Source organism: Streptomyces sp. BK208 (assembly GCF_004364245.1).
GTDB lineage: Bacteria > Actinomycetota > Actinomycetes > Streptomycetales > Streptomycetaceae > Streptomyces.
This window is the reverse complement of record NZ_SOAV01000009.1, coordinates 70,567-89,507: the sequence shown is the minus strand read 5'-3', so window position 1 is coordinate 89,507 and position 18,941 is coordinate 70,567. Positions and strand designations below refer to the sequence as shown.

The 18,941-nt window shown below is 70.6% G+C and carries 20 protein-coding genes; 13 read left to right on the top strand and 7 right to left on the bottom strand.

Annotation, left to right across the window (positions count from 1 at the left end):
- The first annotated feature begins 132 nt into the window (after positions 1-132).
- The 3 genes from EV562_RS22440 to EV562_RS22430 are packed head-to-tail and all read left to right on the top strand — an operon-like array spanning position 133 to position 3,615.
- Complete coding sequence (locus tag EV562_RS22440) at positions 133-2,373, top strand: glycoside hydrolase domain-containing protein (protein WP_133888630.1); 2,241 nt, start codon at positions 133-135, stop codon at positions 2,371-2,373.
- A 5-nt stretch (positions 2,374-2,378) separates the two neighbouring features.
- Positions 2,379-2,858, top strand: coding sequence for a hypothetical protein (locus EV562_RS22435; protein ID WP_133888629.1), 480 nt, complete (start codon positions 2,379-2,381; stop codon positions 2,856-2,858).
- 4 nt (positions 2,859-2,862) lie between these two features.
- The gene (locus EV562_RS22430; RefSeq protein WP_133888628.1) at positions 2,863-3,615 is read left to right on the top strand and encodes a hypothetical protein; all 753 of its coding nucleotides are present in this window, start codon (positions 2,863-2,865) and stop codon (positions 3,613-3,615) included.
- Between the two features lie 16 nt (positions 3,616-3,631).
- On the opposite strand, the gene EV562_RS22425 is transcribed toward EV562_RS22430, so the two are convergent.
- Positions 3,632-3,850, bottom strand: a complete 219-nt coding sequence (locus tag EV562_RS22425) for a LuxR C-terminal-related transcriptional regulator (protein WP_241965560.1) — start codon at positions 3,848-3,850, stop codon at positions 3,632-3,634.
- Here EV562_RS22425 and EV562_RS35145 point away from each other — a divergent pair.
- On the top strand, positions 3,797-4,003 hold the full coding sequence (locus EV562_RS35145) for a hypothetical protein (protein ID WP_166661942.1): 207 nt from the start codon (positions 3,797-3,799) through the stop codon (positions 4,001-4,003). The two genes, EV562_RS22425 and EV562_RS35145, sit on opposite strands and share 54 nt — an antisense overlap.
- A gap of 88 nt (positions 4,004-4,091) precedes the next feature.
- On the opposite strand, the gene EV562_RS22420 is transcribed toward EV562_RS35145, so the two are convergent.
- Both EV562_RS22420 and EV562_RS22415 read right to left on the bottom strand, forming a co-directional pair.
- The gene (locus tag EV562_RS22420) at positions 4,092-4,598 is read right to left on the bottom strand and encodes a hypothetical protein (protein WP_133888627.1); all 507 of its coding nucleotides are present in this window, start codon (positions 4,596-4,598) and stop codon (positions 4,092-4,094) included.
- Positions 4,599-4,801: 203 nt separating this feature from the next.
- Positions 4,802-7,078: a transglycosylase domain-containing protein gene (locus EV562_RS22415; protein ID WP_133888626.1), complete on the bottom strand. Its 2,277-nt coding sequence runs from the start codon at positions 7,076-7,078 to the stop codon at positions 4,802-4,804.
- A gap of 460 nt (positions 7,079-7,538) precedes the next feature.
- On the opposite strand from EV562_RS22415, the gene wblA reads away from it, so the two are divergent.
- The gene (gene wblA, locus EV562_RS22405; RefSeq protein WP_208298399.1) at positions 7,539-7,877 is read left to right on the top strand and encodes a transcriptional regulator WblA; all 339 of its coding nucleotides are present in this window, start codon (positions 7,539-7,541) and stop codon (positions 7,875-7,877) included.
- A 27-nt stretch (positions 7,878-7,904) separates the two neighbouring features.
- Here wblA and EV562_RS22400 read toward each other — a convergent pair whose 3' ends face one another.
- Together EV562_RS22400 and EV562_RS22395 are read right to left on the bottom strand one after the other, a co-directional pair.
- Positions 7,905-9,344, bottom strand: coding sequence for an ArsA family ATPase (locus EV562_RS22400; protein WP_133888625.1), 1,440 nt, complete (start codon positions 9,342-9,344; stop codon positions 7,905-7,907).
- Positions 9,341-10,318, bottom strand: coding sequence for an ArsA-related P-loop ATPase (locus EV562_RS22395; protein ID WP_133888624.1), 978 nt, complete (start codon positions 10,316-10,318; stop codon positions 9,341-9,343). The genes EV562_RS22400 and EV562_RS22395 overlap by 4 nt, the downstream gene beginning before the upstream one ends.
- Before the next feature lie 106 nt (positions 10,319-10,424).
- Here EV562_RS22395 and EV562_RS22390 point away from each other — a divergent pair, with 106 nt between their 5' ends.
- The 5 genes from EV562_RS22390 (at position 10,425) to EV562_RS22370 (ending at position 14,267) form a co-directional block, all read left to right on the top strand.
- Complete coding sequence (locus EV562_RS22390; protein ID WP_003975360.1) at positions 10,425-10,586, top strand: DUF4177 domain-containing protein; 162 nt, start codon at positions 10,425-10,427, stop codon at positions 10,584-10,586.
- Complete coding sequence (locus EV562_RS22385; protein ID WP_133888623.1) at positions 10,583-11,050, top strand: RidA family protein; 468 nt, start codon at positions 10,583-10,585, stop codon at positions 11,048-11,050. Before EV562_RS22390 ends, EV562_RS22385 begins: the two co-directional genes overlap by 4 nt.
- Before the next feature lie 417 nt (positions 11,051-11,467).
- Positions 11,468-12,445 carry an alpha/beta hydrolase gene (locus EV562_RS22380; protein WP_133888849.1) on the top strand — a complete coding sequence of 326 codons (978 nt, stop codon included), beginning with the start codon at positions 11,468-11,470 and terminating at the stop codon, positions 12,443-12,445.
- A 59-nt stretch (positions 12,446-12,504) separates the two neighbouring features.
- On the top strand, positions 12,505-13,428 hold the full coding sequence (locus EV562_RS22375) for an NUDIX hydrolase (RefSeq protein ID WP_133888622.1): 924 nt from the start codon (positions 12,505-12,507) through the stop codon (positions 13,426-13,428).
- Positions 13,425-14,267, top strand: coding sequence for an MBL fold metallo-hydrolase (locus EV562_RS22370; protein ID WP_133888621.1), 843 nt, complete (start codon positions 13,425-13,427; stop codon positions 14,265-14,267). The genes EV562_RS22375 and EV562_RS22370 overlap by 4 nt, the downstream gene beginning before the upstream one ends.
- 37 nt (positions 14,268-14,304) lie before the next feature.
- On the opposite strand, the gene EV562_RS22365 is transcribed toward EV562_RS22370, so the two are convergent.
- Positions 14,305-14,979, bottom strand: a complete 675-nt coding sequence (locus EV562_RS22365) for a Crp/Fnr family transcriptional regulator (protein WP_003975365.1) — start codon at positions 14,977-14,979, stop codon at positions 14,305-14,307.
- 437 nt (positions 14,980-15,416) lie between these two features.
- Here EV562_RS22365 and nth point away from each other — a divergent pair, with 437 nt between their 5' ends.
- From nth to EV562_RS22345, 3 genes are read left to right on the top strand one after another with little or no spacing between them, the layout of a single operon-like run.
- Positions 15,417-16,529 (top strand): endonuclease III, encoded by a 1,113-nt coding sequence (nth, locus tag EV562_RS22355; protein WP_166661961.1) that lies wholly within the window; start codon positions 15,417-15,419, stop codon positions 16,527-16,529.
- Between the two features lie 52 nt (positions 16,530-16,581).
- Positions 16,582-17,325: a CoA pyrophosphatase gene (locus EV562_RS22350; protein ID WP_133888620.1), complete on the top strand. Its 744-nt coding sequence runs from the start codon at positions 16,582-16,584 to the stop codon at positions 17,323-17,325.
- A 45-nt stretch (positions 17,326-17,370) separates the two neighbouring features.
- On the top strand, positions 17,371-18,576 hold the full coding sequence (locus EV562_RS22345) for a MarP family serine protease (protein ID WP_133888619.1): 1,206 nt from the start codon (positions 17,371-17,373) through the stop codon (positions 18,574-18,576).
- A 125-nt stretch (positions 18,577-18,701) separates the two neighbouring features.
- Here the strand turns inward: EV562_RS22345 and EV562_RS22340 are convergent, their stop codons facing one another.
- Complete coding sequence (locus tag EV562_RS22340; protein ID WP_123625497.1) at positions 18,702-18,887, bottom strand: hypothetical protein; 186 nt, start codon at positions 18,885-18,887, stop codon at positions 18,702-18,704.
- Positions 18,888-18,941 lie beyond the last annotated feature (54 nt).

Here is an 18,941-nt window from a genome sequence, read left to right as displayed (position 1 = left end):
TGGGGTGGGAAATGTCGTTCTCGGGGGGGAATCAGGGCATGCCCGACCCCATGAATGCCGCGACGACGGTGACGCGGTGTGCGCCGACCTCTTCCGCCCCGCCTTCGAATTCCGGCGGCAGGAAGGGACCCCATGGCTGATGAGATGGTGCTCCGCGCCCAGAGATTCATCAACACCACATACGGGAACGGCGCCACCCTCGGCATTTCCAAACTGGAGGAGAACGGTCGCACCGGCTGGACCGTGATGTATGCCCTGACTCGGGCACTGCAGTACGAGATGGGCATCCCGTCGCTGTCGGACAACTTCGGTCCGACCACCCTCGCCACCATCGCCGAGAAGTACGGCAAGCTCGACGAGACCACCATCCCGTCGGCGAACTTCTGCCGGATCATCCAGTCGGCGCTCTACTGCAAGGGCTACGACGGCGGTGACATCGACGGAACCTACAACGACCGCGTCAAGGCGGCCGTGGCGAAGCTGAACGCGAACATGGGCGTCGGCGGCACCTATCCCGGCAGTTCCCTGTGGCCGAAGGTGGTCAAGGGGCTGATGAACATGGACGCCTACGTCACCGTCAACGACGGGTCGGAGACCATCCGGTCCATCCAGCAGTGGCTCAACGGCCGGTACGTGCTCCGCAAGGACTTCTACATCATTCCCTGCGACGGCCATCACTCCCGTGACGTCGCCAAGTCGATGCTCTTCGCCATTCAGTACGAACTGGGCATGGCCGACGGCGTCGCGAACGGGGTCTTCGGTCCCGGAACGCAGTCCGGCCTGAAGAGCCATACGGTGTCCACCGGCTCCTCCGGGGTCTGGGTGCAGTTGTTCACCGGGGCGATGGTCCTCAACAAGCGCCCGGTGTCCTTCACGAGTTCGTACACGTCCTCGCTGGCCTCCAGCGTCAGTACGTTCCAGTCGTTCATGAAGCTCGCCGTGAACGGCCAGGGAGATTTCGAGACCTGGGCCGCCCTGCTCGTCTCCTACGGCGACCAGAGCCGGGCGGGCGAGGCGTGCGACGGCGTCACGAAGATCACCGCCGCTCGGGCCCAGGCACTGAAGGCCGCCGGCTACAAGTACGTCGGGCGCTACCTCTACAACCCGTCCACCACGTCGCTCCCGGAGAAGGAGATCCAGCCGGGCGAGCTCGCGACCATCAAGGAGTACGGGCTGCGCTGCTTCCCGATCTACCAGACGTGGGCGCGCTCGGTCGACTACTACAGCGTCGAGCAGGGCGTCACCGACTGCATGACGGCTTCGTACAAGGCGGAGGAACACGGGTTCAAGCCCGGCACGCGCATCTACTTCGCCGTCGACTACGACGCGGTGGACGAAGAGGTGACCGCGTACATCCTGCCGTATTTCCGGAGCGTCAGGGACGAGATGAACCGGCTGGGCAGTCCCTACAAGATCGGGGTCTACGGCCCGCGCAACGCCTGTTCCCGGATATCCGCGGCAGGTTACGCGGATGCCAGCTTCGTGTCGGACATGTCGTCCGGCTTCTCCGGCAACCTCGGATATCCGATGCCCGAGAACTGGTCCTTCGACCAGATCGTCACCAAGACGGTCGGTTCCGGCAGCGGCCAGATCGAGATCGACAACAACATCGCCTCGGGCCGCGACACCGGGCAGGGCGACTTCTACCCCGCTCCCTCCGAGAAGCTCGACATCGGCTTCGACATCGATCTCCTGCCCGCTCTGCTGCAGGAGATCCAGACGTACATGGCGAGCATCGGCAAGCCCGGCGGGGAGCGCATCTACACCCTGCAGGAGTGCCTCGAAACGATCATCAGCCACGACGCGGCGATCACCTCGGGGGCCCGCAGGTACCGGATGCGCAAGGCGCTCATCCAGACCTCGGCGTTCTGGGAGTTCTGCCACTACAGCATCAAGGACCTCACCGAGGACGCCGGTGTGACGCTCTACCACACCGGGATCATCCCCGACTGGGCCAAGGACCTGCCCAAGATCGAGCAACTGGTCGACAGCAGCACCGGTATCGCCAAGATCTCCGGCCGCACCTGCATCCTGGCGCGCAACAACTCGATCCGCGCGGGGCTGCTGGAAGGCACCATCCTCGACGCGACCGACGACGACGACCGCTGGGCCATGTGGCAGAAGGTCAACCAGGACAACGTGTTCAACCTGAGCACCGTGCCGCACATGCACATCTGGGGCGCCGACGGAAAGGCGGGCGACCACGCCGAGACCCCGATCCGACGCCCCGCGCTCGACTACACCGAGACCGAGATCTACGAGGTGCTGCGCCGGTACCAGGGCTTCGGCACCGAGGCGGAGGCCCACGCGCAGGAACGCATGCCGCTCTACGCGATCTTCGAGAAGTACAACCTCGCCATCCGCGGGGTCTGACGGGCGTGATCACGGCAGCCGATCCCTGGCAGGGCCACGACGACACCGTTCTCTTCACGGCGCTCCTCACGGCGACACCGACGCTGATCGCCCTTCTGGCGTATCTGTGCTCCCGGTTCACCGCGCGGGCCCGCCGCCACCGCACTGCGGCCGGGGTGACGCGGGACGTCTCCCTGACGGCGGTCGCGGCGGGTCTCGCCGTCTACCTGTGGGGCCTGCTCGACCTGCTGTTCCTGGGGGACCAGGAGCAGGCGCAGGAGTGCGAGCGGCAGCGACCCGAAGGGGCGGTCCTGGTCGGCCGCAGAGGGGACTTCATCCCGCTGCGGCTCGTCTGCGAGGTCTCGGACGGCCGTGACTACTCCGTCGTCGTCCCCGGCTACGTCAATCCGACCCTCACCGTTCTGCTGGCGCTCGCGCTCCTCGGTGCCGCGGTCTCCGCCTTCCTGCACCACCAGCAGCGCACGCCGACACAGAAGAAAGGATGAGCCGTTGAACAACTCCGGTATTCCCCGCCGCACCACCCTCCTCGCCGCCGCCGGTGCCACCGCCGCCGCGAGCCTCACCACCACCGGCCTGCTCGCGTCCCCGGCCGCCGCCGCCGGGCCGCAGCCGGTCAGGAACGACGCGTTGAAGGAGGCGCTGCGGCGCGCGCAAGCGCGTCATCGCCGACTGCGTACAGGCCGGCCGTCGGCCAACGGGTGGGAGATGCAGAACGCCGTCGACGCCGACGGTGCCGTCGTCACCTGCCCGGTGCCGGGCACCGGGCTGACCGTCCGGTTGCGCATGGGTGACACCCAGACGGTGCTGGTCCATGTGATCCGCCGCTTCCACTACGAGGTGGACGCCCTGGGTGCCGGCACGGGGCCAGGAGCCCTGGAGGGGTGGACGGCGCCGTCGGCGGTGCGCGACGCCCGGCGGCCCGAGTCGAACCTGGCGTCCGGCACCGCCGTCGTGATCAGGCCGGGTTCCTATCCGGCGGGCGTGCGGGACGGTTTCACTGGGGCCCAGGTGCTGACCCTCCGGGACATCCTCGCCGACACCGAGGGCGTCGTCCGCTGGGGCGGCGACGACCGCCACCCGTACGAAGGGCTGTTCTACCTCGACGTACCGCCGGACGACGCGCGGCTGGGACGCGTCGCCGCGAAGATCCGCTCGTGGAACGAGGCCCCGGGCGCGGGTGCGGGCGTGGTCCCCGACGTGACGGAACCCTCCCGTCGCCGCCGGGCCGAGCGCTACCGCTGACGGACCGGTCGGCCCGTCACGGGTTGCGGGAGGGTGTCCGCTCCAGCGGATGCCCTCCCGTTTCGTACGGCGGACGCATGGCACGGAGCAGGCCCAGCTCCTGGGCCCGCGCTCCCAGTGCCACGCGTCCGTTGGCCCGCAGCTGCTCCATGAGCCGCTGGACCCTGCGCTGTACCGTGCGGTGACCTACGCCGAGCCGCCGGGCGATCGAGGCGTCACTGAAGCCCGCATACAAGAGATTCAGAATCTTTCGGTCGTCGTCGCCGACGGCGGAAAGGTCGACGCAATTCTCCGGTCTGGCGGTCAAAAGAACCCCGATGTGATGTGCGGCGGTTATGCGCGATCCATTTTAAATGAACTTTCCCGCACGGGGAAGACGGATAAATGAAAGATGAGCGACAAAAGGGCGGAACGATGGAATTCCATCGTTCCGCCCTGCGGCTGCGGCGCCGTCGTCGCGGCTACCGCGGGCCGGCTCAGTACCAGGGGGTGCAGCTCTGGTCGCCCGACGGGTCCTCCACACAGGCCCGCATCATGTGGGTCGAGGGGTTGTGGTACATCGGGGTGCGCGTCCAGTAGTAGTTCGTCCCGCCGGGAATCTTGCCGGTCCAGCCCGAGGCGCCGCCCTTCTTCAGGCCGAGCCGCCAGTAACACTCGGACTGGTCCTTGGTGCAGCGCTGGACGTACACGCTCCAGTCACCCTCGTTGGAGCCGCTGATGTAGTGCAGCCGAGCCCAGCTGTACTGGTCGCCGTCGGTCTTCCCCCACCGCAGCTCGTACAGGAAGGAGCCGCCGAGCTGGTACGGCCCGTACGGGCTGACCGGTCCGGTCTGCCACGACTGGATGTTCGGGTCGTGGCCGTCGCAGCCGAACCCGGAACACGCCTGGGCGCTCGCCTGCGCCGAGCCGGGGAGCATGAGGACCAGGGTGAGAGCGCTGATCAGTGCGCCGAACGTCGCGCCGATCCGTGTGCGAAGTTTCATTTCCCCTCCGTGGTGCAGCAATCAAAGGCACCCGGTGGCGGGGGCCAGAGGCGACTATGTCACGGCATCGTGCGAGCGGAATGGCTCTCTCGACGGCTGGCGTAATCACGTCGAATAGGTTTGGAAACAAGGCGAACGGTCCCTCCCCCGTTTTCGGAGAAGGGACCGTTTCGTCCTGGCCGTGCCGGTGCCGGTTGGGGCGGTCAGTGCCGCCCGCCCGGCCCGTTGCCCGGGCCCTGGATCAGATTGCCCGGGAAGCCGCCGTCCGAGCCGCCGTTGCCGTTGCCGCCGTCGGTCAGACCGCCGATGAAGCCGTCGTCGCCGCCGTTGTTCCCGTCGTCGCCGTTGTTCCCGTCGTCGGGCTTCTCCTTGTCGCGGTCCTTGTTCTTGTCCTTGTCCTTGTTCTTGTCCTCGTCCGGGATGTCGACGAGGTTGAACGAGGGGGAGTCCTTGCCCGCCAGGGCGCCGGTCATGGCGTCCTTCCAGATGGGACCCGGGACCGCGCCACCGAAGACCAGCTCGTGGTACTGCCCGCCGATCGTGATGTTCTTCATCTGGACCTGCTGCGAGGCGCTGCCCACCCAGACGGCACCGGACAGGTTCGGCGTGTAGCCGACGAACCAGGCGTTCTTGCGCTCGTCGGTCGTACCCGTCTTGCCCGCGTTGTCACGGTCCGTGAGCCCGGCCGCCTTGCCCGTGCCGGAGTCGACCACACCCTGCAGCAGGGTGCTGACCGTGTCCGCGGTCTTCTCACTCATCGCGCGCGAGCACGTCGACTTCGGGACGTCGAGCGACTGCTGCTTGTTGCCGATCTTCTGGGCGATCGACTCGATCACGATCGGCGTGCAGTACATGCCCCGGGAGGCGAAAGCGGCGTACGCGCTCGCCATCGTCAGCGGGGACACGCCCTTGGACCCGAGGGAGATGGCCGGGACCTCCGGGAGCTTCTCGCCGCTGCCCTGCACGACGTGCAGGGCGTCCGTCATCTTCATCACCGGGCACAGCCCGATGTCGGACACCATCTGGACGAAGTAGGTGTTGACCGAGAGGGCCATCGCCTTCTTCAGCCTGTACGGCCCGACCTCCGACTCGCTCTCGTTGGGGACCTTCTCGCCGGCCGTGTTGAGCCAGGGCTTCCCACTGCACGTCTGCACGGGCTCGGGGTAGGGCATCTCGTACGGGGACGAGTACTCCTGCGTGGGCGGGCGACCCTCCTCGAGCGCGGCCGCCGCGACGAAGGGCTTGAACGTGGAACCGGTCGGGAAGCCGTAGTTGGAGCCGCCCGCGGCGTGGTCGACCGAGTAGTTGATCTCGGTCTCGTTCTTGCCGTAGCCGTAGGGCTTCGTCTGGCCCATCGCGAGGACCTTGCCGGTGCCCGGTTCGACCAGCGTGCTCGCCGCGGCGACCGAGTCCGACTTGTTGACGTGGTCCTTGAGCGACTGCTGGACCGACTCCTGCGCCTGCGGGTCGAGCGTCGTGCGGATGGTCAGTCCGCCCTGGTTCCAGACCTTGGCCCGGTCCTTGCGGGTCTTGCCGAAGACCGGTTCGCTCAGGAACACCTCGCGCACGTAGTCGCAGAAGAAGCTCGCGCCGTCCACGGCCGTGATGCAGCCGTTCTTCGGCTTGCTGACCTTCAGCCCGAGCGGTGCCTTCTTCGCCTTCTCCGCCTCGGCGGTGGAGATGTCGCCGACCTGGGCCATGCGGTTCAGCACGACGTTGCGCCGCTTGGTGGCCTCGGCCTCGTCGTTGACCGGGTCGTACCGGCTGGGCGACTGGACGATGCCGGCCAGGAGGGCGGCCTCCTGCACGGTCAGGTCCTTGGCGTGCTTGGAGAAGTAGCGCTGGGAGGCCGCCTCGACACCGTAGGCCTGCTGGCCGAAGAAGGTGATGTTCAGGTAGTTCTCGAGGATCTTCTTCTTGCCCAGCTCCTCCTCGACCTGGATCGCGAGCTTCAGCTCCTGGATCTTGCGGCCGATCGTCTGCTGGGTGGCCTGGGCGACCTTCGTCGGGTCGTCGCCGGCCTCCTCCACGAAGACGTTCTTGACGTACTGCTGCGTGAGCGTGGAGGCGCCCTCGGAGACCCCGCCGCTGCGCGCGTTCTTGTTCAGGGCGCGCAGGACGCCCTTGAGGTCGATCGCGCCGTGCTCGTAGAAGCGGGAGTCCTCGATCGCGACGATCGCCTTCTGCATGTACGGCGAGATGTCCTTGAGGTCGACCACGGTCCGGTCGCGCGAGTAGACCGTGGCGATGGTGCCGCCCTCGGCGTCGAGGATGTTGGTGCGCTGGCTCAGCGGGGGAGTCTTCAGGTTGGTCGGGAGGGCGTCGAAGCCCTCCACCGACCCCTTGGCCGCCAGCCCCAGCGCGCCCACGGCGGGCAACGCGATGCCGGCCAGCACTGCTCCCGCGAGCACACTGACACCGAGGAACTTGGCGGCCTGCTGCGTTGGCGACAGACCACCGCCCGAGCGCTTCTTTGGCATGGAGGCAGCCTACGTTCTCATTCGCCGGACACGCGTATATGCCTTGGCCTAAGCTGCACTCAACTGTCACAGCGATGAGGCCACGTATCAATACGTCCGGAGACCCCGAATCGTTCCGGATCCGCTCGAATTTTTTCCGAGGGGCCCCGCTGAGGGGCGTGTTGGTGTGTGCCGGCGCGTGCCACGGCGTGTGGGGTGCGTGTCCGAATCCGCCTTGTGTGTCAATCGGTGTCCGTTGTGACGTACCAGAGATGACCTGAATGTCGGGATCGTCGCGCATGTCGCCAGCTCACTCCCCCGGGTGATCTGCCGCTTACCCATAGTCCGTTCGGGCCATTCAAGATTGGGCCCGAAGGGGGTGTTGCGCTGTGCCCACCTTCCGTAACGTCCTCAACTGGCGGCGGTGAATATGCCGCTGCCGCCGTGGGGGAGCCTCGATTCGGGAGAGGACGGCGCCGGTATGGGCTGGGTAACCGACTGGAGTGCGCAGGCCGCCTGCCGCACTACCGATCCGGACGAACTGTTCGTTCAGGGAGCAGCGCAGAACAGGGCCAAGGCGGTGTGCACCGGATGTCCGGTGCGGACCGAGTGCCTGGCCGACGCGCTCGACAACCGCGTCGAGTTCGGCGTGTGGGGAGGCATGACGGAGCGGGAGCGCCGCGCGTTGCTGCGCAGGCGGCCCACCGTGACCTCCTGGCGCCGCCTGCTCGAGACGGCGCGGACGGAGTACGAGCGGGGGGCCGGCATCGTGCCCCTCGAGGACGACGAGGTGTACGAGAACTTCGCGGCCGTGGTCTGAGCCCCGACAGGGCTCGGCAGGGACGGATCAGGCGTCCGGCTCGGAAAGCTCGGGCCGGCCGGTCGCCAGACGCTCCCCGATGTCCCGCAGCCCCGCGAGGTCGTGCACGTCGCCGGGCAGCGCGGCCACCTCGGTGACCGCGACCTCGGGATGACGCGCGGTGAAGCGGTCACGCGTGCGCTGCTCCCGCGCGAGCAGGTGCATGCGTTCCGCGTGCAGCCGCAGCAGGCCCGCGGTGAGCGCGTCGACGGACCGCTCCGGTGTGTCGGGGGCCCCGGCGGAGGTGCCGGTGGCCTCCGGAGAGGTGCCGGGGGCCTCGGCGGAGGTGCCGGGAGCCTCGGCGGAGGTGCCGGGAGCCTCGGGAGAGGTGCCGGAGGCCGAGTCGTCGGGTACTGAGCCGGCTGATCCTGAACTGCCGTGTGCATCGGGAGAGTTGCCGGGGGAGGTACGAAGTCCAGCTTTCCCGTCGCCCTGATCCACAATGCGGGCGTCCTCAAGATTTTCCGCGGCGGCGAGCGCCCGCTCGGCCGACAGCCCGTCGGCGCCGCTGCCGTGGACCCGGTTGAGCACCAGACCGGCGAGCGGCATGTCCTCCGCCGCCAGCCGCTCAACGAAGTACGCGGCCTCGCGCAGTGCGTCCCGCTCCGGGGCCGCGACCACCAGGAACGCCGTGCCGGGCGCCTGGAGCAGCTTGTACGTCGCGTCCGCGCGGGTACGGAAACCACCGAACATCGAGTCCATCGCGGCGACGAAGGTCTGCACGTCCTTGAGGAACGGCCCGCCCAGCACCTTCCCCAGGACGCCGGTCATCATCGACATGCCGACGTTCAGGAACTTCATGCCCGCCCGGCCGCCGACCTTGGCCGGGGCCAGCAGGAGACGGATCAGCTTCCCGTCGAGGAACGAACCGAGTCGCTTGGGGGCGTCCAGGAAGTCCAGCGCCGAGCGGGACGGCGGGGTGTCGACGACGATGAGGTCCCACTCGTCCTTCGCCCGCAACTGCCCCAGCTTCTCCATCGCCATGTACTCCTGCGTGCCCGCGAAGCCCGCCGAGAGCGACTGGTAGAACGGGTTGCCCAGGATCGCCGCGGCCCGCTCGGGGTCCGCGTGGGACTCGACGACCTCGTCGAAGGTCCGCTTCATGTCGAGCATCATCGCGTGCAGCTCACCACCCGCCGCGTCGTCGACGCCCTTCACCCGGCGCGGGGTGTTGTCCAGCGAGTCGATGCCCATGGACTGCGCGAGCCGCCGGGCCGGGTCGATGGTGAGGACGACCACCTTGCGGCCGCGCTCGGCCGCGCGCAGGCCCAGGGCCGCCGCCGTGGTCGTCTTGCCGACGCCGCCCGAACCGCAGCAGACCACGATGCGGGTCCGCGGGTTCTCCAGCAGACGGTCCACGTCGAGCACGCGCGCGTGGGTCAGGCGCCGCGCGCTCTCCTGGTGGCGGGCCGGGTCCTGTGGACTCATGCGATCCCCTGCTTCCGCAGCTCGGTGGCCAGCTCGTACAGGCCCGCCAGGTCCATGCCCTCCGCGAGCAGCGGCAGTTCCAGCGTCGGCAGGCCCAGCTCGCCGAGGACCGCCCGCTGCTCCTGCTCCAGCGCGTACCGCTCGGCGTACTCCCCGGCCTGTGCGAGGAGCGGGTCGACGAGCCGCTCGGCGTGCCCGCCCCGCCGCGCGCCGCCGAGCCCCGCCCCGGACAGGGACCGGGCCAGCGCCGTACGCGGGGTGTCCCGGACGGACTCCAGGCCGGTGGCGTCCAGGACCTGGGGCCGGACCATGTTGACCACGACCCGCCCCACCGGGAGACGCGCCGTGCGCAGCTCGGCGATGCCGTCCACGGTCTCCTGGACCGGCATCTCCTCCAGCAGCGTCACCAGGTGCACGGCGGTCTCCCGCGACTTCAGCACCCGCATGACGGCCTGCGCCTGATTGTGTATGGGGCCGACCTTCGCCAGGCCGGCCACCTCGTCGTTCACGTTGAGGAAGCGCGTGATGCGGCCGGTCGGCGGGGCGTCCATGACGACGTAGTCGTAGACGAATCGTCCCTGCTTGTCCTTGCGCCGGACCGCCTCGCACGCCTTGCCGGTCAGCAGGACGTCCCTGACCCCCGGCGCGATGGTGGTCGCGAAATCTATCGCGCCGAGCTTCTTCAGGGCCCGTCCGGCACTGCCCAGCTTGTAGAACATCTGGAGGTAGTCCAGAAGGGCCAGTTCGGCGTCGATGGCGAGGGCGTACACCTCCCCGCCCCCGGGAGCGACGGCGATCTTCCGCTCCTCATAAGGCAGCGCCTCCGTTTCGAAGAGCTGCGCGATGCCCTGGCGACCCTCGACCTCGACGAGAAGCGCGCGCTTCCCCTCGGTGGCCAGGGCCAGCGCGAGGGACGCGGCCACCGTGGTCTTGCCGGTACCGCCCTTGCCACTGACGACCTGGAGCCTGCTCACGTATTCGAGCGTAACCAGTTCGCGCGCCGAGTACGCGGGAGGCTGTGGACAAGGTCGCCCCGGTCGGCCCGCGAAGGCGTGTCGGGCAACGGCTAGAGTCGGCCGCATGACCAAGTGGGAATACGCAACCGTGCCGCTGCTCGTCCATGCCACGAAGCAGATTCTGGACACCTGGGGCGAGGACGGCTGGGAGCTCGTCCAGGTCGTGCCCGGGCCGAACAACCCCGAGCAGCTCGTCGCCTACCTGAAGCGGGAGAAGCAGGCATGAGCGCGGTGGAGGCGAAGCTCGCCGAGCTGGGCCTGACACTGCCCGAGGTCGTCCCGCCGCTGGCCGCCTACCAGCCGGCCGTGCAGTCCGGCCCGTACGTCTACACCTCGGGCCAGCTGCCGATGCTGGGGGGCAAGCTCCCGGTGACCGGCAAGGTCGGCGCGGAGGTCACCCCGGACGAGGCCAAGGAGCTGGCCCGCACCTGCGCGCTGAACGCGCTCGCCGCCGTGAAGTCCGTCGCCGGCGACCTCGACCGGGTCGCGCGGGTCGTCAAGGTGGTCGGCTTCGTCGCCTCCGCGAGCGACTTCACCGGCCAGCCCGGTGTGGTCAACGGCGCCAGCGAACTCCTCGGCGAGGTCCTCGGCGACAAGGGCGTGCACGCCCGCAGCGCGGTCGGCGTGGCGGTCCTCCCGCTGGACGCGCCGGTGGAGGTCGAGATCCAGGTGGAGCTCGTCCAGCCGTAGCCGCGACCGGGTGTGCCCCCGGCCGGCCGTGACCTCGGCTGGCCGTGACCTCGGCTGGCCGTGACCTCGGCTGGCCGTGACCTCGGCTGGCCGTGACCTCGGCTGGCCGTGACCTCGGCCGGCGCGGGCCGGGTGCGTTGCCGGGCCGGCAACAAACCTCGCTCCCGGGGCCGCGGCCCCGCAGGATGCGGTGCAGGTGCCCCGTACGGGCGCGGGAACCGGCCCCGGCCGGCGGTCCCGGCCCGTCCGGGGGCCGTACCGACCCCGTGGACCTACGCGCCAGGAGGAGCCGTGCCGCAGCCGCAGCCGCAGCCGTCCGTGACCGACCAGCCGCCCCACCGGCCCGACCAGCCGCCCCACCGGCCCGACCAGCCGCCCCACCGGCCCGGGCAGTCCTCCGGCCGGCCCGGCCGGCCCGTGCACCGGCTGGTGCCGTCGCCCGCAGGGCGGATCCACCTGGTGGAGCAGGGCAGCGGGCCGCTGGTCCTGCTCGTGCACGGCTTCCCCGAGTCCTGGTACTCCTGGCGGCACCAGCTGCCCGCGCTGGCCGCCGCCGGGTTCCGCGCCGCCGCCGTCGACGTGCGCGGCTACGGGCGCTCCTCACGGCCGGACGCCGTCGACGCGTACCGGATGCTCGACCTGGTGGCGGACGCCGTCGCCGTGGTGGAGGCCCTGGGGGAGCGGACGGCCGTGGTCGTCGGCCACGACTGGGGTGCGAACATCGCCGCGCACTCCGCCCTGCTGCGGCCCGACGTGTTCCGCGCGGTCGGCCTGCTGAGCGTGCCGTACACCCCGCCGGGCGGCCCGAGGCCCAGCGAGGCCTTCGCCGCCATGAGCGATCCGGCCGGCCCCTTCGCGGGGCAGGAGTTCTACGTCTCCTACTTCCAGGAGCCCGGCCGCGCCGAGGCGGAGATCGAGCCCGACGTACGCGGCTGGCTCGCCGGTCTCTACGCCGCCCTGTCCGCCGGCACCATGCCCGGCCCCCAGGAGCCCGACCCGCACTTCGTCGCCCCCGGCGGCAGGATGCGCGACCGGTTCCCGGACCCCGGCCGGCTGCCCTCCTGGCTGACCGAGGAGGTGCTGGACGTCTACGCCGGGGAGTTCGAGCGCACCGGTACGACCGGCGCCCTCAACCGCTACCGCTGCATGGACCGCGACTGGGCCGACCTGGCCGCGCACGAGGGTGCCCCGATCACCCAGCCGTCCCTGTTCCTCGGCGGCGGCCTGGACGCCTCCACCACCTGGCTGTCCGACGCGATCGAGGCGTTCCCGAAGACCCTGCCCGGCCTGAGCGCCTCGCACGTCCTCGACGGCTGCGGCCACTGGCTCCAGCAGGAGCGCCCCGAGGAGACGAACCGGCTGCTCACCGAGTGGCTGACCGGCCTGCCCTCCTGACGGCCCCGGGGCCCCGGGGGCCACTCGAACATCCGCCCGTCACCGGATAGCCTCCGGCCATGGCGAATGGTCAGTGGTACCCCCCGGAGTGGCCGGAACGCATCCGCGCGCTGGCGGCCGGCACCCTCACCCCGGTCACCCCGAAGCGCGCGGCCACCGTCATGCTCCTCAAGGACACCGATTCCGGCCCCGTCGTGCACATGCTGCGCCGCCGCACCTCCATGGCGTTCGCCGGTGGCGCGTACGCCTACCCGGGCGGCGGGGTCGACCCGCGCGACGACGACCGCGCCGTGGGCTGGGCGGGCCCCACGCGCGCGTGGTGGGCCGAGCGGCTCGGCGTCGACGAGGCGGGCGCCCAGGCGATCGTCTGCGCGGCCGTACGGGAGACCTACGAGGAGGCCGGCGTCCTGCTCGCGGGCCCGACCGGCGACTCGGTGGTCGGCGACACCACCGGCGCCGACTGGGAGGCCGACCGGGCCGCCCTGGTCGAGCGCGAACTGTCCTTCGCGGAGTTCCTGGACCGCAGGGGCCTCGTCCTGCGCTCCGACCTGCTCGGCGCCTGGGCGCGCTGGATCACGCCGGAGTTCGAGTCCCGGCGCTACGACACGTGGTTCTTCGTGGCCGCCCTCCCCGAGGGGCAGCGCACCCGCAACGCCTCCACGGAGGCCGACCGCACGGTGTGGATCACGCCGGCGGACGCGACCGCCGGGTACGACAAGGGTGAGCTGCTGATGATGCCGCCCACCGTCGCGACCCTGCGCGGCCTGGCGGAGTGCGGTACGGCGGCCGAGGCGCTGGCGTCGGCCCCCGGCCGCGACATGACGCCCGTGCTGGCCCGTGCGCGGCTCTCGGGCGACGAGGTCGTCCTGTCCTGGCCGGGACACGACGAGTTCACGAAGCACGTGCCGAGCACGGACACGCCCACGTCCGCGCACCCGGCGCCGGCGACGCCTTCCGACCCGACCGGGGGAGCCCCCGCATGACGGACGCAGCAGCACTGCCCGGACAGCCGCGCGGCGGTGTCCTGTCGGGCCCGGCCACCGCGCGCGCGGTGAACGTCCTCGCCCCCAACGCCTCGGCGATGACCCTGGACGGCACGAACACCTGGATCCTCGCCGAACCCGACTCCGACCTGGCCGTCGTCGTCGACCCGGGCCCGCTGGACGACGCCCACCTGCGGCGCGTCGTCGACACGGCCGAGCGGGCCGGCAAGCGGGTCGCGCTGACCCTCCTGACGCACGGTCACCCGGACCACGCGGAGGGAGCCGCGCGCTTCGCCGAGCTGACGCGCACGAACGTGCGGGCACTTGACCCGGCGCTGCGGCTGGGCGACGAGGGGCTGGCCGCGGGGGACGCGATCGGCGTGGGCGGGCTGGAGCTGAGGGTCGTACCGACCCCGGGGCACACGGCCGACTCGCTGTGCTTCCATCTCCCGGCCGACCGGGCGGTCCTGACGGGCGACACCGTCCTGGGGCGCGGCACGACGGTGGTGGCCCACCCCGACGGCCGCCTAGGCGACTACCTGGACTCGCTGCGCAGGCTCAGGTCGCTCACGGCCGACGACGGGGTGCACACGGTGCTGCCGGGGCACGGACCCGTCCTGGAGGACGCCCAGGGCGTCGTGGAGTACTACCTCGCCCATCGCGCCCACCGCCTCGCCCAGGTCGAGACGGCGGTGGAGGACGGGTACCGCACGCCCGGCGAGGTCGTCGCCCACGTGTACGCGGACGTCGACCGCTCCCTGTGGCCCGCGGCGGAGCTGTCGGTGCGGGCGCAGCTGGAGTACCTCGGCGAGCACGGGCTGATCCAGCTGTCCGACTAGGACCCCGGGGCCCGGGGCCGGGGGCCCGGAGACGGGGTCAGCGGGAGCGCTTGGCCAGCCGCTCGACGTCCAGCAGGATCACCGCGCGGGCCTCCAGGCGGAGCCAGCCGCGCTGGGCGAAGTCGGCCAGCGCCTTGTTGACCGTCTCGCGGGACGCGCCGACCAGCTGGGCCAGCTCCTCCTGCGTCAGGTCGTGCACCACGTGGATGCCCTCCTCCGACTGCACGCCGAAGCGGCGCGAGAGGTCGAGCAGGGCGCGGGCGACACGGCCGGGCACGTCCGAGAAGACCAGGTCCGACATGGCGTCGTTGGTCTTGCGCAGGCGACGGGCGACGGCGCGCAGCAGCGCGGTGGCCACCTCGGGGCGGACGTTCAGCCAGGGCTGGAGGTCACCGTGACCGAGGGCGAGCAGCTTGACCTCGGTCAGCGCCGTGCCGGTCGCCGTGCGCGGGCCCGGGTCGAAGAGCGACAGCTCGCCGATCAGCTCGCTGGGACCGACGACGGCCAGCATGTTCTCGCGCCCGTCCGGGGACGTGCGGTGGAGCTTGACCTTGCCTTCCGTGACCACGTAGAGGCGGTCTCCGGGGTCGCCCTCGTGGAACAGGGTGTCGCCGCGGGCGAGGGTCACCTCACTCATGGAGGCGCGGAGCTCCGCGGATTGCTCGTCGTCGAGCGCCGCGAAGAGCGGGTTGCGCCGCAGAACGTCGTCCACGAGTTCTCTCCTTGTCGACCGGCTCAGAGGATCTTGTTCCCCCGGTGTACCAGGGGTCCGTGGTGCCCATTTTGCCGGACAGTCCAAACAGTGTGATCTGTCACAAGGATGCCGCACTGATGTCCCGGGGTACGCGGCAGGGGTCCAATTGGACGCCGATCTCCGAGGTCCGGGGCGGATGACGGTACCGGGTCGTAGGCTGGCCGGGTGTCCAAATCGCCGGTGAGAGCACAGGCCTGGGGGGTGCGCGGGTGGGTGTACGTCGTGATTCCGCTGTGGGCGAACGGGCTCCCGATGGCGGTAGGAAACCGGCAAACGCGTCAAAGAGGTCAGCACCTGCCAAGAGGGTGAGTGCGGAGAAGGGTGCCGTGAAGAAGAGCGCCGCGAGCGAGCAGACGGACTCGGTCGAGAAGACCCCGGCGAGCAAGAAGACGGCCGTGGGCAAGAAGACCGCCGCGAGCAAGAAGAAGGCCGCGGGTGAGAAGAGCACGGCGGGCGCGAAGACGGCCGCCGCGAAGAAGACTGCCGCCAAGACGGCCGCCGCGAGGAAGACGGCCCCGAAGAAGACCGCAGCAAAGAAGACGGCAGCCGAGAAGACGGCAGTCAAGAAGACCGCAGCAAAGAAGACGGCAGTCAAGAAGACCGCAGCCGAGAAGACCGCGCCCCTCGTCAAGCGGCAGGCGCCCGCCAAGAAGCCCGCCGTCGCCCCGAAGAAGGCCGCGGCCGCCGTCAAGGGCGTCGCCCCGGCGAAGACCGTCGTCGCCGAGCCGCCGGGCGGCGAGTCCCGCACCGCACTGGTCCGGCGCGCCCGCCGTATCGACCGCGAGCTGGCCGAGGTCTATCCGTACGCCCACCCGGAGCTGGACTTCGAGAACCCGTTCCAGCTGGTCGTGGCCACGGTGCTGTCCGCCCAGACCACCGACCTGAGGGTCAACCAGACGACGCCCGCGCTCTTCGCCAAGTACCCCACCCCCGAGGACCTGGCCGCCGCCGTTCCCGAGGAGGTCGAGGAGATCCTGCGCCCGACCGGCTTCTTCCGGGCCAAGACCAAGTCCGTCATAGGGCTGTCCAAGGCGCTGGTGGAGGACTTCGGCGGCGAGGTCCCCGGACGCCTCGAAGACCTCGTCAAGCTGCCCGGCGTGGGCCGCAAGACCGCGTTCGTCGTGCTGGGCAACGCGTTCGGCCGCCCCGGCATCACCGTGGACACGCACTTCCAGCGCCTGGTGCGCCGCTGGCGGTGGACCGCGGAGACCGACCCCGACAAGATCGAGGCCGCCGTCGGCGCGCTCTTCCCGAAGAGCGACTGGACCGACCTCTCCCACCACGTGATCTGGCACGGCCGCCGCATCTGCCACGCCCGCAAGCCCGCCTGCGGTGCCTGCCCCATCGCCCCGCTGTGCCCGGCGTACGGCGAGGGCGAGACGGACCCGGAGAAGGCGAAGAAGCTGCTCAAGTACGAGAAGGGCGGCTTCCCGGGGCAGCGGCTGAAGCCCCCGCAGGCGTACCTGGACGCGGGCGGGAAGCCGGCGCCGCCGCTGGGGGCCGGGTGACGGAACGATCTCGGGGGTACCGGGCGTTGGACTCTGCAGGGCGGGGGTGGAGATGACACGAGTGAGCGACACGCATGACCCCACGCGGGATCACGCTCGGGGGGCGATCCTCGGCAAGGAGGGGCTGCCGGACTGGCTGGACCCGGTGGTGCGGGCCGTCGAGACGGTCCGGCCGACCCAGCTGAGCCGGTTCCTGCCGCCCGCCGACGGCGCCGGCCGCCAGTCCGCCGTCCTGATCCTCTTCGGCGACGGCTCGCGTGCGGGCGAGGACGGCAGGGCGGGCGGGCGCGGGCCCGAGCTGCTGCTGATGGAGCGGGCCGGTTCCCTGCGTTCCCACCCCGGCCAGCCCGCCTTCCCCGGCGGCGCCCTCGACCCCGAGGACGGGGATCCGCGCGGTGACGGACCGCTGCGGGCCGCCCTGCGCGAGGCCGAGGAGGAGACCGGGCTCGACCCGGCCGGCGTCCAGCTCTTCGGCGTGCTGCCCAAGCTCTACATCCCGGTGAGCGGCTTCGTCGTCACCCCGGTGCTGGGCTGGTGGCGCGAGCCCAGCCCGGTCGGTGTCGTCGACCCGGCCGAGACCGCGCGCGTCTTCACGGTCCCCGTGGCGGATCTCACGGATCCCGCCAACCGGGTGACGGCCGTCCACCCCAGAGGTCACCGGGGCCCGGCATTTCTGGTCGAATCGGCGCTCGTGTGGGGCTTCACCGCCGGCCTCATCGACCGGTTGCTGCACTTCGCCGGCTGGGAGCGGCCCTGGGACCGGGACAAGCAGGTCCCGCTGGACTGGCACGCATGACAGGGTGGCCTGCGTACCGCAGACGACAAGGCGAGGCCTGAATCAGTGAACGTGCTGGACATCCTGTTGCTGCTGGCCGCCGTCTGGTTCGCGATCGTCGGCTTCCGGCAGGGCTTCGTCGTCGGCATCCTGTCGGTCATCGGCTTCCTCGGCGGCGGTCTCGTCGCCGTCTACCTGCTGCCGGTGGTCTGGGACGCGCTGACGGACAACGGGGAGGTGAGCACCACCGCCGCCGTCGTCGCGGTCGTCGTCGTCATCGTGTGCGCCTCCGTGGGCCAGGCCCTGACGACCCATCTGGGCAACAAGCTGCGCCGCTACATCACGTGGTCCCCGGCCCGCGCCCTGGATGCCACCGGCGGCGCCCTGGTCAACGTCGTCGCCATGCTCCTGGTCGCCTGGCTGCTCGGCTCCGCCCTCGCGCGGACCACGATGCCGACGGTCGGCAAGGAGGTGCGCCAGTCCACGGTGCTCGCGGGAGTGCAGGAGGTGCTGCCCGCAGGCGCCGACAACTGGTTCGACAGCTTCACCTCGGTCCTCGACAAGAACGGCTTCCCACAGGTCTTCAGCCCGTTCGCCAACGAGTCGATCCCCAACACCCAGCCGCCCGACCCGGCGCTGGCGAACAGCCCGGTCGCGGTCCGCGCCAAGCGCTCCATCGTCAAGGTCATGGGCACCGCTCCCGACTGCGGCAAGGTCCTCGAAGGCACCGGCTTCGTCTTCGCCGACCGCCGCGTCATGACCAACGCCCACGTGGTGGGCGGCGTCGACGAACCCACCGTGCAGATAGGCGGCGAGGGCCGGAAGTACGACGCGACGGTCGTCCTCTACGACTGGCGGCGCGACATCGCCGTACTGGACGTGCCCGAACTCGAAGCGCCCGCGCTGCGGTTCACCGGCGAGGACGAGGACGCGCAGGGCGACGACGGCGCGATCGTCGCGGGCTTCCCGGAGAACGGGGCGTACGACGTCCGCGCCGCACGCGTGCGCGGGCGCATCACCGCCAACGGGCCGGACATCTACCACCGCGACACCGTCCGCCGGGACGTCTACTCGCTGTACGCGACCGTCCGTCAGGGCAACTCCGGTGGCCCGCTGCTGACCCCGCGGGGCGAGGTGTACGGCGTGGTCTTCGCCAAGTCCCTGGACGACCCCGACACCGGGTACGCGCTCACCGCGGACGAGATCCGCGAGGACATCGGCAAGGGCCGCACCGCCACCCAGCAGGTGGACAGCGACAGCTGCGCGCTCTAGCCCGGCCGGGCAGCAAGCGCGCGGGAGCGCCGAGGCAGGCGTACCGGGCACCGAGGTGTCCCGGCACGGGTCCGGGGTTTGTCCGGCCGGATGCGTCAGCTCCGGGTGCGTCAGGCCCGGATGTGTCAGGTCCGCGGATGGCGCAGGCGGACGGAGACCCAGCGGGCCCGGCGGCGCAGGATGCGCGGGATGCCCACCCGCAGGTCCGCACCCGCGAGTTGCGGGGTGCTGCCGCGTCGGTGGGTACTGCTCACGCCGCTCGTGGAGCGGCCGTCGCGTGCTACGTCACTGTAGTCGTGCGTCCAGCCCATACCGGGACGTCTGCCCCCGCCCCAAGGTCGATAACCTCTCCCCGGGCCCCCAAT

Coding starts and splice junctions, on each gene's coding strand:
- EV562_RS22440 (WP_133888630.1), top strand. CDS start 133: ATGGCTGATGAGATGGTGCTCCGCGCCCAGAGATTCATCAACACCACA.
- EV562_RS22420 (WP_133888627.1), bottom strand. CDS start 4,598: ATGAAACTTCGCACACGGATCGGCGCGACGTTCGGCGCACTGATCAGC.
- EV562_RS22415 (WP_133888626.1), bottom strand. CDS start 7,078: ATGCCAAAGAAGCGCTCGGGCGGTGGTCTGTCGCCAACGCAGCAGGCC.
- wblA (WP_208298399.1), top strand. CDS start 7,539: ATGGGCTGGGTAACCGACTGGAGTGCGCAGGCCGCCTGCCGCACTACC.
- EV562_RS22400 (WP_133888625.1), bottom strand. CDS start 9,344: ATGAGTCCACAGGACCCGGCCCGCCACCAGGAGAGCGCGCGGCGCCTG.
- EV562_RS22390 (WP_003975360.1), top strand. CDS start 10,425: ATGACCAAGTGGGAATACGCAACCGTGCCGCTGCTCGTCCATGCCACG.
- EV562_RS22385 (WP_133888623.1), top strand. CDS start 10,583: ATGAGCGCGGTGGAGGCGAAGCTCGCCGAGCTGGGCCTGACACTGCCC.
- EV562_RS22375 (WP_133888622.1), top strand. CDS start 12,505: ATGGCGAATGGTCAGTGGTACCCCCCGGAGTGGCCGGAACGCATCCGC.
- EV562_RS22370 (WP_133888621.1), top strand. CDS start 13,425: ATGACGGACGCAGCAGCACTGCCCGGACAGCCGCGCGGCGGTGTCCTG.
- EV562_RS22350 (WP_133888620.1), top strand. CDS start 16,582: ATGACACGAGTGAGCGACACGCATGACCCCACGCGGGATCACGCTCGG.
- EV562_RS22340 (WP_123625497.1), bottom strand. CDS start 18,887: ATGGGCTGGACGCACGACTACAGTGACGTAGCACGCGACGGCCGCTCC.